Genomic DNA, 14,623 nt, shown 5'->3' with positions numbered 1-14,623 from the left:
GAGTCTGTTTTATTAATAATATTCGTAAGTGAATCTCTCAATTAACTCTCCATCAACCAATACCTCAGCACTAATTGGGTAACCCAAATCATTGTATTGATAGGTAATAACGCGCAAATTACCATAGTCATTATACGATGTTATGTTGTTTTTTGAAAAAGAATATGTCTTATTATAGGCTAATGAAAGACCCATGTCATCTAAAATAAAAGTCTTGTAATCTCTCGTAAGTACAGGGTGCAAGGGATTTTTTTTATCGTCGTGTTCATAATTTATATTATAAATATTTGAGCCATTATCTTCATTTATATTAATAAGATTTCCGTTGCTATAGCTGTACTTTGTTACTGTAGGGTTAGGATTCCACGCGTGGGATTCTAAATTTTCTTGGATTAGTAGATTGTTGGCTCCGAATATTAAAGTATAATTAGTATCACCATCCTCACCAAATTCTCTTTCTACTTGAATGCTATCCTGATAATGGGTAGCTGTCAACAATCCAAAAGCAGAGCCATTTTCGTTGAATCTATTAACTTTTTCAAGCTCATTGGAACTGTTATATTCGTTTACAGTGTGTAGCCAAGGCGTTGTTTGGCCTTCATTAATTAAAACACCTACAACTCCTGTTAATTGCCCTAAATCGTTATATAAAATATCCACTTTAACTCCATTAATGCTATCAAGCGTACTAAAGTATTGTATTGGCTTAGCCTCTTCGTCAAAAGAATATTCTAAGCGCCAGTTGTTATTATAAATAGCAGTTATTGTAAACTTTTTTATTTTTAGTTCAATGTTTTGTTCTTGCTCTTCTTCTTGAACTACATCATTGTCATTGTTGGAGCATCCTAAAACAATAAAAAATAAACTAAGTAGAATAATATATCTCATAACTATGATTTTTGGTTATACCTAAAGATACTATTTTTTGTATTTAATTATTTTCTGAATATCCAACCGCTTTCCCAATAAGCGTTGCAGTAGTACAATCAGTTATTTTTACTTTTACAAAATCTCCAGCTTTATAAGTTGACTTCGGAAAAACAGCAACATTATTGTGTTCCGTTCTTCCGCTCCATTCTTCTTTGTTTTTTTTTGATTCTTTTTCAATTAATACAGTTACTGTTTTGCCTAAAAAACTCGCAGTGCGAAGAGCGCTGTGTTTCTGCTGAAGATCAACAATTTCAGTCAATCTTCGGCTTTTTGTTTCTTCGGGAATATCATCTTCAAATTTTCGAGCAGCCATTGTTCCGGGTCTTTCAGAATATTTGTACATATAGCCAAAACTGTATTTCACATATTCCATCAAGCTCAAGGTTTCTTGATGATCATCCTCGGTTTCGGTAGGAAAACCAATAATCATATCCTGCGAAATGGAACAATCTGGAATGATTTCCCAAATTCTATCGATCAACTTCATATATTCCTCACGCGTGTGCTGACGGTTCATTTCCTTTAAAATACGCGTACTTCCACTTTGAACCGGAAGATGAATGTGGTTACATATATTGTCGTGTTTTGCAACAATATGTAGCACTTCTTCGTGCATATCCTGCGGGTTGCTGGTTGAAAAACGAATGCGCATTTTTGGATGGGCTGTTGCGGCCATATTAAGCAATTGAGCAAAATCTGTAGCAGTAGCTTGCTGCATTTCCGAAGCGTTTTTAAAATCTTTTTTCAGTCCGCCGCCATACCATAAATAGCTATCTACATTTTGCCCGAGAAGCGTAATTTCCTTGTAGCCTTTTTCGGCCAAATCGTTTATTTCATTTAAAATGCTCTGCGGGTCGCGGCTTCGTTCACGACCGCGGGTAAAAGGTACAACGCAGAAAGTACACATATTATCACAACCGCGGGTGATACTAACATAAGCAGTAATTCCATTTCCGCCCAAACGCACGGGCGAAATATCGCCATAGGTTTCTTCTTTGGAGAGAATTACGTTTACTGCATCACGGCCCTCTTCTACTTCTTTCAATAAATTCGGAATGTCTTTATAGGCATCTGGCCCAACCACTAAATCGACAATTTTTTCTTCTTCTAGGAATTTTTCTTTTAAACGTTCCGCCATACAACCCAAAACGCCAACCTTCATTTTCGGATTGATGCGTTTTACGGCATTGTATTTTTCAAGACGTTTTCGGACGGTTTGTTCGGCTTTATCGCGGATAGAGCACGTATTTACCAAAACCAAATCTGCTTCTTCAAGCACGTTCGTTGTATTGTAACCTTGGTCTGCAAGTATGGAAGCGACGATTTCACTATCGCTAAAATTCATAGCACAGCCGTAGCTTTCAATGTATAATTTTCGGGAATTGTCTGGCCGCGCCTCCAATGTTAGCGTGTTTCCCTGTGTATTTTCGTCAATTATCTTTTCCATAAAAATCAATCTTCAATGTAATTTCAAACTAAAACCATTGAACTGGCAAATATACAATAATTGCAAACGGTGACAAAGTGGCAGAATGATTAAATGGAATCTTAAATTGATGATTATTTAATAACAAATTGATGACAATATTCGTCTTTTTATAGCTAAGGTTCCCATTGTAATTTTCAAATTTCACAGCTGAAATGATTCGTATTAAAAAATTCATATACTTTTGCAATCATAACAATATAGGATATGGCAAAGAATTTAGTGATCGTTGAGTCCCCAGCAAAAGCAAAAACCATTGAGAAATTTCTTGGAAAAGATTTCAAGGTTTCCTCCAGTTTTGGGCACATTGCGGATCTTCCGTCCAAGGAATTGGGCGTGGACGTAGAAGGGGATTTCACACCTAAATATATAGTGAGCAGCGATAAGAAAAAATTAGTCGCCGAACTGAAGGCGCTTTCTAAAAAAGCTGAGATGGTATGGCTAGCGAGTGATGAGGATCGAGAAGGAGAGGCAATTGCGTGGCATTTGGCTGAAGAATTAAAGCTTGATAAAGAGAAAACCAAGCGTATTGTTTTTCATGAGATTACGAAATCTGCCATTTTAAAAGCTATTGAAAATCCACGACAAATAGATTATAATTTAGTAAATGCACAACAGGCGCGTCGTGTTTTGGATCGTTTGGTTGGTTATGAACTTTCGCCGGTTCTTTGGAAAAAAGTGAAAGGCGGACTTTCCGCAGGCCGCGTACAATCTGTTGCTGTGCGATTGATTGTTGAGCGCGAACGCGAAATAGAAGCTTTCAATCCAGTTGGTTCTTACAGGATTGATGCTGAATTTACTACCGTTGAAGGCAGTCAATTTAAGGCTAAGCTTCCAAAGAATTTTGATACCGAAGAAGAAGCACGCGAGTTTCTTCGGAAGAATTTGAGCGCTTCCTATAAAATTTCAGATCTCACAAAAAAACCTGCCAGCAAATCTCCAGCAGCTCCTTTTACCACTTCAACATTGCAACAGGAAGCTGCCCGGAAATTGTATTTCTCAGTAGGAAAAACAATGACCATCGCACAACGTTTGTATGAAGCTGGTTTTATAACCTATATGCGTACTGACAGTGTGAATCTTAGTAACGATGCGAAAAATGCCGCGCAGAAAGAAATTACTTCTTCATACGGTAAAGAATACAGTAAGCCCCGCGATTACAAAGGCAAAAGCAAAGGCGCACAGGAAGCTCATGAGGCTATCCGTCCTACTGATATGAGTCTGCATAGCATTACGGGCGATCACGATCAAGCGCGTCTGTACGATTTGATTTGGAAACGAACTTTAGCTTCGCAAATGAGTGATGCGCAATTAGAGCGCACAAACGTGAAGATTGATGTGCTTTCAAAAGAAAAGGTTTCAGAAAATTTCACCGCAAATGGTGAAATGATAAAATTTGACGGTTTCCTAAAAGTATATTTGGAAGGAACCGATTTTGAGGAAGAAGAACAAGAGGGAATGCTTCCGAATATGAAAAACGGCGACACTCTTGAGAATAATTATATTACCGCAACAGAAAGGTTTACCAGACCTCCGTACCGTTATACAGAAGCTTCGTTAGTAAAGCAATTGGAAGAACTTGGCATTGGCCGACCTTCTACTTATGCGCCAACTATTTCAACAATTATCAGCAGAAATTATGTTGAAAAAGGGACGATTGAAGGTGTTGAACGAAAATATATTCAGCTAACCCTTCAAAAGGAAAGCATTAAAGACAAAAATTTGACCGAAACAGTAGGTTCTGACAAAGGAAAACTTGTACCTACCGATATTGGAATGATTGTGAACGATTTTCTAGTTGAACATTTTGAAAATATTCTTGACTATAATTTTACTGCAAAAGTAGAGCAGGATTTTGATGATATTGCTGAAGGTAAGGAAGAGTGGACTAAGATGATGAAGAATTTTTATAAAGAATTCCACCCACGCGTTGCAGATGTTGAAGAAAATGCCGAGCGAGAAAGCGGGGAGCGTATTCTTGGGGAAGATCCCGAGACGGGAAGAACCGTTTTGGTTCGCCTTGGAAAATATGGCCCAATGGCGCAGATTGGTGCTCCAGACGATGAGGAGAAAAAATTTGCTAGTCTACGTCCGGACCAACAATTACATTTGGTTACTTTTGAAGAAGTGATGGATCTTTTTAAACTTCCTAAGACTTTAGGGATTTATGAAAAAGAAGAAGTTGAGGTAAATAACGGCCGTTTTGGCCCTTACGTTCGCTTCGGAAAAATCTTTATCTCCCTTCCTAAGGGAATGGATCCTTTGGAGGTTGATATGGCTTTCGCAAAAGAACTTATCGAGGAAAAGAAAAAGGCCGATGCTCCTATATATATGTATGAGGACCTGCCAGTTCAAAAAGGGGTGGGGCGTTTTGGACCCTTTTTAAAATGGAACAATATGTTCATCAACGTGAATAAAAAATATGATTTTGACAATCTTTCTAACGAGAATATTGAAGAATTGATTGAAGACAAAAAGCAAAAAGAAATTGATAAGTTAATCAATGAATGGCCCGAGGAGAAAATCCGTATTGAAAAGGCGCGTTGGGGCCGCTTCAATCTTATAAAAGGAAAAACAAAAGTGGAACTGCCTAAGGGCACTGAAGCTGATAAAATAACGTTGGAAGAAGCAAAAGGTTTGCTTGAGAAGAAAAGTCCGAAAAAGAAAACCGCTGCTAAAAAGAAAACTACAACTAAGAAGAAAGCTACAGCCAAGAAAAAATAATGATAGAGTTTTTATCCCCAGTTTCAAAAAAAGTAATGGCTAACAGGGAAATTATGCCGCCCGGAACGTTAGGAAAACAAATTGAAGCCCATTCCAAAATAGGGGAGTTGCCAGATTTAAAAGGCGTAAAGTTTGCGATCCTCGGGATTAAGGAAAACAGAGGAGATGTTAATTTCATAGGAAGTGAAATATCTTTTGATCCCTACAGAAAGGCTTTATATTCTTTGTATCCTGGAAACTGGAACTACAAAATAATAGATCTCGGCGACATTGAAAAAGGGGAAACTGCAGAAGATTCTCGTTTTGCTGCTAAAGAAGTTATAGCAGCACTTTTAAAAAAAGATATTGTTCCGCTTATTCTCGGCGGAAGTCAAGATTTGGCATTTGCACAGTATCGTGCTTTTGATGAATTTGGCAATATGGTTAATATTGTCAACATAGACAACCGCTTTGATTTAGGAAATGCTGAGTTGCCAATATCAAACAAATCCTATGTAGGGAAAATGGTTGTTGAACAACCCTACAATCTATTTAATTATAGTATTTTGGGGTATCAGTCTTTCTTTAATGCTCCGCAGGAAATTGTATTGATGGATAAACTTTTCTTTGATGCCTACCGCTTAGGCGAAATTTCAGCAGATACTACCATCGTTGAGCCCATAATGCGTGATGCAGATATGGTGACCTTAGATGTAACCGCAATAAAAAGTGCAGAATTAAGTTTTAGAAATAATGATAGCCCTAATGGTTTTGATGGTCGCGAAATTTGCGCAATTTCCCGTTATGCGGGTATTAGCAATAAAGTTAAGTCCTTTGGCGTTTATGAATTAAACGATTCCATAGAGAACAGGAGTGGAGCAATGTTGATTGCCCAAATACTTTGGTACTTTATTGAAGGGTTTAATTTTAGGGTTGAAGATGATGAATTCGATAACGAAAAGCTTTTTACATCCTATAAAGTGCCTATTGAAGATGAGGTTTTGGAATTCAAAAAGAGTAACAAAACAGAAAGATGGTGGATTGTTTTGCCATTTATTTCAAATGTTAATAATAAATTAAAAAGGCGAACGTTATTACCTTGCACTTATGGCGAATATTTGGGTGCATGTAATCAGGAAATTCCTGAGCGGTGGTTAAAAGCCCGCCACAAAAATGAAGTATAGTCAAACAAACCAAGTAAAAACAGCGATTGAGGGTTTTTCAAAAAAAAATTGTTTTTTTGAAATTTTATAGATAGGTTTACGCCCTTGAATCTCGAAATTTAACCTAAATACCTATGAAGAAGTTTATTGCATTAACTGCGATTGTTGCCTTTTTGTTCAGTTGTAACTCCGGAGACCGGGGCGAATTAGTTGGAGCAAAAGGTAAAAAATGGTATCCTCAAAAGCCTTACGGAATGACACTAATCCCAGGTGGATCCTTTATCATGGGTAAAAGTGATGATGATTTTGTTGCTGTAAATGATGCGCCAACAAAGACCGTTACCGTTCGTTCTTTTTACATGGATGAAACCGAAATCACCAATGCTGAGTATCGCCAATTTGTAAATTGGGTAAGAGATTCCACAGTTAGATTGCGTCTTGCAATTATGGCTGATGAAAATGGCGCAACTCCCGGAGATGGTGGAATAGGTGAATTTGCTTTTGTTGATCAAGAGAATGAAGAAATGACTCCCTACCAACAATATATGTATGATAACTATTTTGGAATGGGCGAAGATTACTACGCTGGACGAAAGTTGAATGACAAAGTTGATCTAATTTGGGACACCGCCGAATATCCTGATGAGTTCTATTCTGAAGTTATGGATACTATGTATATTCCAACGGAGGAGGCCTATAATGGACAACGTACTATTGATGTTAATAAATTGAATTTTCAATATACTTATATGGATATTGAATCTGCAGCGAGAGACAAGACCAAGAGACGAAAAGATTTCATTAAAAAAGAAGAGCTTAATATCTATCCTGACACCACTGTATGGATCAAGGATTTTAACTATTCTTATAACGAGCCAATGCACAATGATTATTTCTGGCACGAAGCCTATGGAGATTATCCAGTGGTTGGTGTAAGCTGGAAACAGGCCAAGGCATTCTGTGCCTGGAGAACACTTTATAAAAACTCTTTCCAGAAATCTAAAAAGCAAAATTTCGTGAATTCATTCCGTCTTCCTGGCGAAGCAGAATGGGAATATGCTGCACGTGGTGGTCTAGAATCAGCAACCTATCCTTGGGGTGGTCCTTATGCAAAGAATGACCGTGGTTGTTTTATGGCAAACTTCAAACCATTACGAGGTGATTATGCTGCCGATCAAGCACTTTATACTGTTGAAGCCGATGCATATGAGCCGAATGACTTTAACCTCTATAATATGGCAGGAAATGTCGCTGAATGGGTGGCTTCTTCTTATGATCCTGCTTCCTATGATTATACTTCTACAATGAATCCAAACGTGAACGATCCTGACAATATGCGAAAAGTAGTAAGAGGAGGTTCTTGGAAAGACGTTGCATATTTCCTTCAAGTTAGTACCCGTGATTATGAATATGCAGATTCTGCAAGAAGTTACATTGGCTTCAGAACTGTACAGGATTATATGGGGACCGACGTTACACTTAACGATAAGCTAGGCGACGCACGTTAAAACGGTAAATAAACCAAATCAACCTTAAATATATTAACCTTAACTAAATACACCTCAATTAAAACTTAACTAATTATGGCACAAGCAAAATCACAAAAAAAATTATTTAACATGGCCTATGGCCTTGGGGCATCTATTGTAATTTTAGGAGCACTTTTCAAAATTCTTCACTGGGAGCTTGGTCCTTTAAATGGCGGTATTCTTTTAGCTGTTGGACTTATCACTGAGGCAATTATTTTTGCTATATCCGCATTTGAACCCGTAGATGATGATCTAGATTGGTCATTGGTTTACCCTGAATTGGCTGGCGGTGCCGTAACTAATAGAAAAGGAGTTAAAGAACCAGAAGATGCACAGGGAATTTTGTCTAAAAAATTAGACGAAATGCTTAAAGATGCACGCATCGATTCAGAATTGATGAACAGTCTTTCTACAAGCATACGTTCTTTTGAAGGTGCTACAAAAAGTATGGCTCCTACTGCTGATGCAATGAACTCAACTAAAAAATACAGTGAGGAAATGGCACTTGCTGCAGCTCAAATGGATTCGCTAAACAGTTTGTATAAAGTTCAAATTGAATCAACAAGCCGTCAAACTGAAGCAAATCAAGCAATCGCTGAAAATGCTGATCAGCTAAAACAACAAATGCAGCACTTAGCTACTAACCTTTCTTCATTGAACGGTGTTTATGGAGGTATGCTTACTGCAATGACTAATAGAAACTAAGATAGGTTTTCACCTTAATTATTAATCTTTAAAGAAGAATAAAAATGGCAGGAGGAAAACTATCCCCAAGGCAGAAGATGATTAACCTAATGTATCTGGTTTTCATTGCGATGCTTGCATTAAACATGTCCAAAGAAGTATTATCTGCTTTTGGATTATTAAATGAAAAAATTGAAGACGCTAACGTCGCTACTACACAGCGAAACTCTGCTTTTATGGATGGGTTAGCAGTTAAAGCTGCTGATGAACCAGCACAATATGCAGCTGTTAAAGCAAAAGCAGATCAGGTATCTCAAATATCTGACGATTTGGATTCATATATTACGACTCTTAAATCTGCATCTATTGAGAAAATAGAAGATCCAAAAGATTACGAAGTAATGGACAAAGCAGATTATTTTAACAACTTGTTTTTTACAGGAGATAAGTATAAAGAAGGCGGACAAGAATTTTTGAATAGGTTAGATAAATATCGCACCGAGATGATAGCTGTTTTATCTGATACTGCGCTAGCAAAAGTTGCGGGTATTGAGGACATCAAAAAGTCTATCCAAGCTAATTTTTCTACATCTGAAGTAACTAACCGTGATGGTAAGCAAGTAGCTTGGTTAAATTATAACTACGAAGGTTTTCCTTTAGTAGCATCTTTAACAAAATTGACTCAGATTCAAGCAGATATAAAAACTACCAAAAGTGAAGTTTTACAAAGAATGTTAGCTGGTCAACAAGCAGCAGCTTTATCTTTCAGTAACTACTCTACTTTGATGGAAACTTCAAAATCAGCGTATTATTCTGGTGAAAAGTTTGACGGGGCTATTGTTTTGGGCCGTACAGATGAAAGCACAAAACCACAAAAAGCTGAACTTACATTAGACGGAAGAAAACTTGTGGAAGGTACAGATTACACCTTTGAAGGAGGAAAAGTAAAAATGAACGTAAATGCAGGTTCTCCTGGAGATCACAAAATTGCTGGAACATTATTTTATGGTGAAGGTGGTGAAGTAACAGAGGTTCCTGTTGACCGCTCTTTTGCTACAATCTCTTTACCAAACTCAGCAGTAATTGCTGCAGATAAGATGAACGTAGTATATCGTGGTGTAGATAACCCGATGACGGTTTCTATTCCTGGTATACCTGATAATAAGGTAAACGCATCAGCACCTGGTCTTTCAAAAGTTTCTGGAAGCAAATATGTGATGCGTCCAGGAACAGGTAGAACTGTTATGATTTCGGCAAATGGAACATTGCCTGATGGCAAACCAGTTGGTTCTAAATCTGAATTCCGTATCAAAGACATTCCGCCACCAGTAGGTGCCATTCGTGGAGAAACTGGAATTGTTCGTATGGAACGTGGAGGTCTTGAAATATCAACTATTTCTGCAATATTGCAAGATTTTGATTTTGAACTCAATATTAATGTAACTGGATTTAGCTTTAAAGTTTCTGGACAGCCAACCGTTAAAGTAAACGGAACTAAACTGGATGCAGCTGCTAAAGGTGCATTAAGAAGAGCACAGCGTGGAGATGCTGTTCAAGTTTTTGACATTAATGCAAATCTTGCAGGAAATTCAGGTTATAAATTGAAAAAGATTTCTCCAGTAATTATTGAATTGACAAACTAGTATTTGTATAAAACCCCTATCGGTATGAATTTTAAAAATGTTGTTTTATGTGTTTTTGGTTTTGGAATGGTTGCTGGTGCTAGCGCACAGGTAAATATTCTTAATGCCAAGACCCCTGAGGATATAGGAAAAAAGACCGAAGCACAAATTGCTTATGATAATGATGAGCCTTTGCCGTATGGTTATACGGACGAACGCGATGTATTATGGTCCAAAACAACTTGGGAAATTATTGATCTTGATGAAAGAGTAAATTTTCCTCTGTATTATCCTATAGATACAAACAACATAGGCGCAGACAGACGTTCGCTTTATGACGTTTTGGTGAAAAACATCAAAAATGGCAAAATTGAAAATGTATATGCAGATTCATATTTTACTGAAAAACGTACCTTGAAGGATATTGAAGCCTCTTTGGTTTACAGTGATACTACAGATTTAGGTATTGAGCAATACAATGCCGAAGGCACTGTAGATCCACAATACGTGCGTCGTTTTTCATTGGATGCGGGTGATATTGAAGCCTGGCACATTAGAGGTTACTGGTATTTAGACAAACGCCAAGGTGAGCTTAAATATCGTTTATTAGGTATCTGCCCAGTGGCGAATGAAGCACGTTCCAAAGCATATCCAGAGGATGGTCTTGACTCTAAAGTTGAGCTATTTTGGATTTGGTTTCCAGGAACACGTGAAGTTTTACACGAAGCCAAGGCTTTCAATAGAAAGAATACTTCGCAGCCAATTTCTTATGATCACTTGTTGAATTCACGTCGTTTTAACGCTGTTATTTACAAAGAAGATAACGTACAGGGCGATAGAAACGTGAAAGATTACATCAATGACAACGCACTTATGCAATTGTTGGAATCTGAAAGAATCAAAGAACAAATACGAAATATTGAAATAGATTTGTGGAATTATTAATCAATTAATGCATCCATAATTTGAAGAAAACCCTTCAAGTTCCATTTCGGAAACTGAAGGGTTTTTTCATTCCCACGAATGTGGGAATCTCATGATTGAAAACCAGAGTGGAGGAGAGCTCAAATTTTAAAAATGAAAAAAGTAGATTATATAATCGTCGGCCTAGGTATTGCCGGAATTAGTTTCTGTGAGCAACTTCAAAAGCACGGAAAGAGCTTTGTGGTTATCGATAACGGCGAAGAAGGCTCTACGGCAAAGTCTGGAGGCGTTTTTAACCCAACGGTTCTTAAACGCTTCACAGCGGCTTGGAACGCTTCTGCTTTTTTCCCAGTTGCTGTTGATTTCTACCATCGACTTTCCGAAAAGCTTCAAGAAAATATATTTGTAAAAACGCCAATTCTACGAATTTTTAAAAGTATTGAAGAGCAAAATAATTGGACCGTTGCTAGCGACAAATGGGAATTGCAAGACTTTCTTTCTTCAAAATTTTCAAAAAGTACAAATGTCGCAGTAGAAGCTCCCCTTGGTTTTGGTGAGGTTTTGGGAACTGCCCAGATTCTTCCCGAAAAATTACTAATCAGCTATCGCAATTATTTGAAAAGTCTAAAAGTCCTGCTTCCTGAAGAATTTCAATATGAAATAATTCAGCAGAAAGAGAACACCGTAGTTTATAAAAACATTTCAGCTAAAAAAATCATTTTTACGGAAGGTTCAAAAGTAATTGACAATCCATTTTTTCCAAAAAAAGCAATCATAGGAAACAAAGGTGAGTATTTAATAATTAAAGCTCCTTTATTGAAATTGGATGTGCTTTTAAAGGGGTCTATGTATGTAATCCCTTTAGGAAACGATGAGTATAAAGTTGGCGCAACCTATAGCCGTGATGATTATAGTATTCATATAACTGAAATTGCTAAAGAAGAAATTCTTGTAAAAGTGAAAAGTTTTATAAATTGTCCCTTTGAGCTAATTGGGCAAACTGCAGGAGTACGGCCAACAACCAAAGACCACAGACCGCTTTTAGGGAGTTTTGAAGAAAACCCAAACCTTATCTTTTTTAATGGATTGGGGTCACGCGGATTTTTAATGGCGCCATTGCTTTCAGAAATACTCTATAATTATGTTGAAAATGATATTTCAATAGATAAGGAAATGGATATTAAAAGAGTAATTCGCTGGAAATAGTTTTTTGCTAAAACTTATTTAGCAGCCTTTTCGTCAAAGTCAACGAATATATTAATCCAGATGTTTCTTGAAATTCTAATAATTAGGGGAAATAATATTGCCAAAGTTAAAATTATTGCTAGAAAAGAATAATTTCTGTCAATCCCTATAATGAAATAAGATATTATAAAAGTTGCAACTGAAATTGCAACCCCAACGCCATAACTTACATACATAGCCCCGAAAAAAAACGATGGCTCTATTTTAAATTTTTTACCACAGTGGCTACAATGATCGTGCATTTCCATTAATTTGGAAATTTTGTAGGGGTTTTTTTCCAAGTACATTTCGCCCTTATGGCACACGGGACATTTTCCAGTAAAAATGCTGTAGAGTTTTGTGCTTTTGAGGAATTGCATAATGTGTTTTTTTAGCATCACAAAAATAAGCATCTTTGCAAAAATTTTAGTCCTTTTAAATGATCAATATTCATAATCTTTCAGTTTCCTTTCAAGGTGACTATTTGTTCGAAAAAATAACCTTCCAATTAAAACCTGGCGATCGTGTAGGTTTGGTTGGAAAAAATGGTGCGGGCAAGTCTACGTTGCTTAAAATTATTGCTGGAGAACAGGAATATGATACAGGTCAAATTGCGACCGATAAGGAAATTTCAATCGGCTTTTTAAAACAGGATATCGATTTTGAAAAAGGGCGAACTGTTTTGGAGGAATCCTATGAGGCTTTTATAGAAATTAAAAAACTGGAAAAACATTTAGCCGAAATTAACCACCAGCTTGCAGAACGAACAGATTATGAAAGTGATACCTACCATCAGCTGATGGTAGATTTGAATGAGGTGCAGCACCAATACGAAATTCATGGTGGCTATAACTACCAAGGCGAGACTGAACGTATTTTACAAGGTTTGGGATTTCAACGTGAAGATTTTACAAAACTCACAGAAACCTTTTCTGGCGGTTGGCGTATGCGAATTGAATTGGCGAAATTATTGCTTCAAAACAACGATATTCTTTTATTGGATGAGCCCACTAACCACCTGGATATTGAATCCATTCTTTGGTTGGAAGATTTTTTAAAAGGTTACACGGGTGCGGTTGTAATTGTTTCGCACGATAAAATGTTTTTGGATAATGTTACAAATCGTACAATAGAAATTTCCCTCGGTAAAATTTACGATTTCAACAAACCATATACTCAGTATTTAGTGCTTCGTAATGAACTGCGCGAACAGCAATTGGCTTCACAAAAAAACCAGCAAAAGCAGATTGAGCAGACTGAAAAGCTGATTGATAAATTTCGTGCAAAGGCGAGTAAAGCCACAATGGCGCAATCACTCATAAAAAAATTGGATAAAATTGACCGCATTGAAGTTGATGAGGATGATAATAGTGTTATGACACTTCGTTTCCCAATTTCTATTTCCCCAGGGAAAGTAGTGATTGAAGCTCAAAAGATATCAAAGAGCTACGGCGATAAAAATGTTTTGAATGGCGTTGACCTTTTAGTAGAACGCGAGAGTAAAATTGCTTTTGTAGGACAAAACGGGCAGGGAAAATCTACGTTGGCGAAAATTATTGTAAATGAAATAGAATACAGTGGCAAACTCACTTTGGGTCACAATGTACAGATTGGATATTTTGCACAAAATCAAGCAGATTATTTAGATGGTAGTAAAACGGTATTAGATACAATGATTGACGCCGCAAATGAAAAGAACCGGAGTCGAGTGAGAGACATCTTAGGTTCATTCCTTTTTCGGGGCGATGAAGTTGAAAAATACGTCCGCGTACTCAGTGGTGGTGAGCGAAACCGTTTGGCACTTGCAAAATTATTGTTGCAGCCCTTTAATGTTTTGGTAATGGATGAGCCAACAAACCACTTAGATATAAAATCTAAAAACGTATTGAAAGATGCGCTTAAAAGTTTTGAGGGCACTTTACTTCTGGTTTCGCACGATCGTGATTTCTTGCAAGGTTTAACCAATAAGGTTTATGAGTTCAAGGATCATCACATTAAAGAATATTTGGGTGACATTGATTACTTCCTTGAACAACGAAATCTTGAAAACCTTCGCGAAGCTGAAAAAAGAACGGTTGTTTCCGAAGTAAAAGAAAAAAGAAGTGCCGGTGAGGAATACGAAATTCAGAAAAAAATAAAATCTGCTAAAAATAAATTGAGTAATGTGGAAGCAAAAATAGCTTCTTTGGAAAAGGAAATTGCGAATATTGATACCGAAATGCTTATCAATTACGAAGAAACCATTGCCAAGCCTCACTTTTTCGACAAATACCAAGAAAAAAAGAAACTGCTCAAAAAGCTAATGGAAGACTGGGAAGTTTTCCAGGAAACAGTAGAATCGCTATCTTAAACTGTATT

The 14,623-nt window shown here is 37.1% G+C and carries 11 protein-coding genes; 8 read left to right on the top strand and 3 right to left on the bottom strand.

Annotated features, from left to right (window positions below):
• Nucleotides 1-12: 12 nt before the first annotated feature.
• Both AEQU1_RS04910 and miaB read right to left on the bottom strand, forming a co-directional pair.
• Complete coding sequence (locus AEQU1_RS04910; protein WP_111879261.1) at nucleotides 13-888, bottom strand: hypothetical protein; 876 nt, start codon at nucleotides 886-888, stop codon at nucleotides 13-15.
• A 43-nt stretch (nucleotides 889-931) separates the two neighbouring features.
• Nucleotides 932-2,377, bottom strand: a complete 1,446-nt coding sequence (gene miaB / locus AEQU1_RS04905) for a tRNA (N6-isopentenyl adenosine(37)-C2)-methylthiotransferase MiaB (RefSeq protein ID WP_111879259.1) — start codon at nucleotides 2,375-2,377, stop codon at nucleotides 932-934.
• Nucleotides 2,378-2,623: 246 nt separating this feature from the next.
• Here miaB and topA point away from each other — a divergent pair, with 246 nt between their 5' ends.
• From topA to AEQU1_RS04870, 7 genes are all read left to right on the top strand, one after another.
• A complete protein-coding gene (topA, locus tag AEQU1_RS04900) occupies nucleotides 2,624-5,140 on the top strand; it encodes a type I DNA topoisomerase (RefSeq protein ID WP_111879258.1) in 2,517 nt (838 codons plus the stop codon).
• Nucleotides 5,140-6,303 (top strand): formimidoylglutamase, encoded by a 1,164-nt coding sequence (locus AEQU1_RS04895; protein ID WP_111879256.1) that lies wholly within the window; start codon nucleotides 5,140-5,142, stop codon nucleotides 6,301-6,303. The genes topA and AEQU1_RS04895 overlap by 1 nt, the downstream gene beginning before the upstream one ends.
• Nucleotides 6,304-6,416: 113 nt before the next feature.
• Complete coding sequence (gene gldK / locus AEQU1_RS04890; RefSeq protein ID WP_111879255.1) at nucleotides 6,417-7,790, top strand: gliding motility lipoprotein GldK; 1,374 nt, start codon at nucleotides 6,417-6,419, stop codon at nucleotides 7,788-7,790.
• A 75-nt stretch (nucleotides 7,791-7,865) separates the two neighbouring features.
• On the top strand, nucleotides 7,866-8,516 hold the full coding sequence (gldL, locus tag AEQU1_RS04885) for a gliding motility protein GldL (RefSeq protein ID WP_111879253.1): 651 nt from the start codon (nucleotides 7,866-7,868) through the stop codon (nucleotides 8,514-8,516).
• 44 nt (nucleotides 8,517-8,560) lie between these two features.
• Entirely contained in the window at nucleotides 8,561-10,138 is a 1,578-nt protein-coding gene (gldM, locus tag AEQU1_RS04880) for a gliding motility protein GldM (RefSeq protein ID WP_111879252.1), read from the top strand.
• Between the two features lie 24 nt (nucleotides 10,139-10,162).
• Nucleotides 10,163-11,062: a gliding motility protein GldN gene (gldN, locus tag AEQU1_RS04875; RefSeq protein WP_111879250.1), complete on the top strand. Its 900-nt coding sequence runs from the start codon at nucleotides 10,163-10,165 to the stop codon at nucleotides 11,060-11,062.
• Nucleotides 11,063-11,194: 132 nt separating this feature from the next.
• Nucleotides 11,195-12,247, top strand: coding sequence for an FAD-binding oxidoreductase (locus AEQU1_RS04870; RefSeq protein ID WP_111879249.1), 1,053 nt, complete (start codon nucleotides 11,195-11,197; stop codon nucleotides 12,245-12,247).
• A 14-nt stretch (nucleotides 12,248-12,261) separates the two neighbouring features.
• On the opposite strand, the gene AEQU1_RS04865 is transcribed toward AEQU1_RS04870, so the two are convergent.
• Nucleotides 12,262-12,534, bottom strand: a complete 273-nt coding sequence (locus tag AEQU1_RS04865) for a DUF983 domain-containing protein (RefSeq protein WP_309300246.1) — start codon at nucleotides 12,532-12,534, stop codon at nucleotides 12,262-12,264.
• 170 nt (nucleotides 12,535-12,704) lie between these two features.
• On the opposite strand from AEQU1_RS04865, the gene AEQU1_RS04860 reads away from it, so the two are divergent.
• Nucleotides 12,705-14,615, top strand: a complete 1,911-nt coding sequence (locus AEQU1_RS04860) for an ABC-F family ATP-binding cassette domain-containing protein (protein ID WP_111879247.1) — start codon at nucleotides 12,705-12,707, stop codon at nucleotides 14,613-14,615.
• Nucleotides 14,616-14,623: the final 8 nt, after the last annotated feature.

Source organism: Aequorivita sp. CIP111184 (assembly GCF_900489465.1).
Lineage (GTDB): Bacteria > Bacteroidota > Bacteroidia > Flavobacteriales > Flavobacteriaceae > Aequorivita.
The sequence above is the reverse complement of the archived record's forward strand: the minus strand, read 5'-3'. Positions and strand labels throughout refer to the sequence as shown.

Bases quoted from the DNA above. Each gene is read 5' to 3' on its own strand.
- AEQU1_RS04910 (WP_111879261.1), bottom strand. From the start codon at position 888: ATGAGATATATTATTCTACTTAGTTTATTTTTTATTGTTTTAGGATGC.
- miaB (WP_111879259.1), bottom strand. From the start codon at position 2,377: ATGGAAAAGATAATTGACGAAAATACACAGGGAAACACGCTAACATTG.
- topA (WP_111879258.1), top strand. From the start codon at position 2,624: ATGGCAAAGAATTTAGTGATCGTTGAGTCCCCAGCAAAAGCAAAAACC.
- AEQU1_RS04895 (WP_111879256.1), top strand. From the start codon at position 5,140: ATGATAGAGTTTTTATCCCCAGTTTCAAAAAAAGTAATGGCTAACAGG.
- gldK (WP_111879255.1), top strand. From the start codon at position 6,417: ATGAAGAAGTTTATTGCATTAACTGCGATTGTTGCCTTTTTGTTCAGT.
- gldL (WP_111879253.1), top strand. From the start codon at position 7,866: ATGGCACAAGCAAAATCACAAAAAAAATTATTTAACATGGCCTATGGC.
- gldM (WP_111879252.1), top strand. From the start codon at position 8,561: ATGGCAGGAGGAAAACTATCCCCAAGGCAGAAGATGATTAACCTAATG.
- gldN (WP_111879250.1), top strand. From the start codon at position 10,163: ATGAATTTTAAAAATGTTGTTTTATGTGTTTTTGGTTTTGGAATGGTT.
- AEQU1_RS04870 (WP_111879249.1), top strand. From the start codon at position 11,195: ATGAAAAAAGTAGATTATATAATCGTCGGCCTAGGTATTGCCGGAATT.
- AEQU1_RS04865 (WP_309300246.1), bottom strand. From the start codon at position 12,534: ATGGAAATGCACGATCATTGTAGCCACTGTGGTAAAAAATTTAAAATA.
- AEQU1_RS04860 (WP_111879247.1), top strand. From the start codon at position 12,705: ATGATCAATATTCATAATCTTTCAGTTTCCTTTCAAGGTGACTATTTG.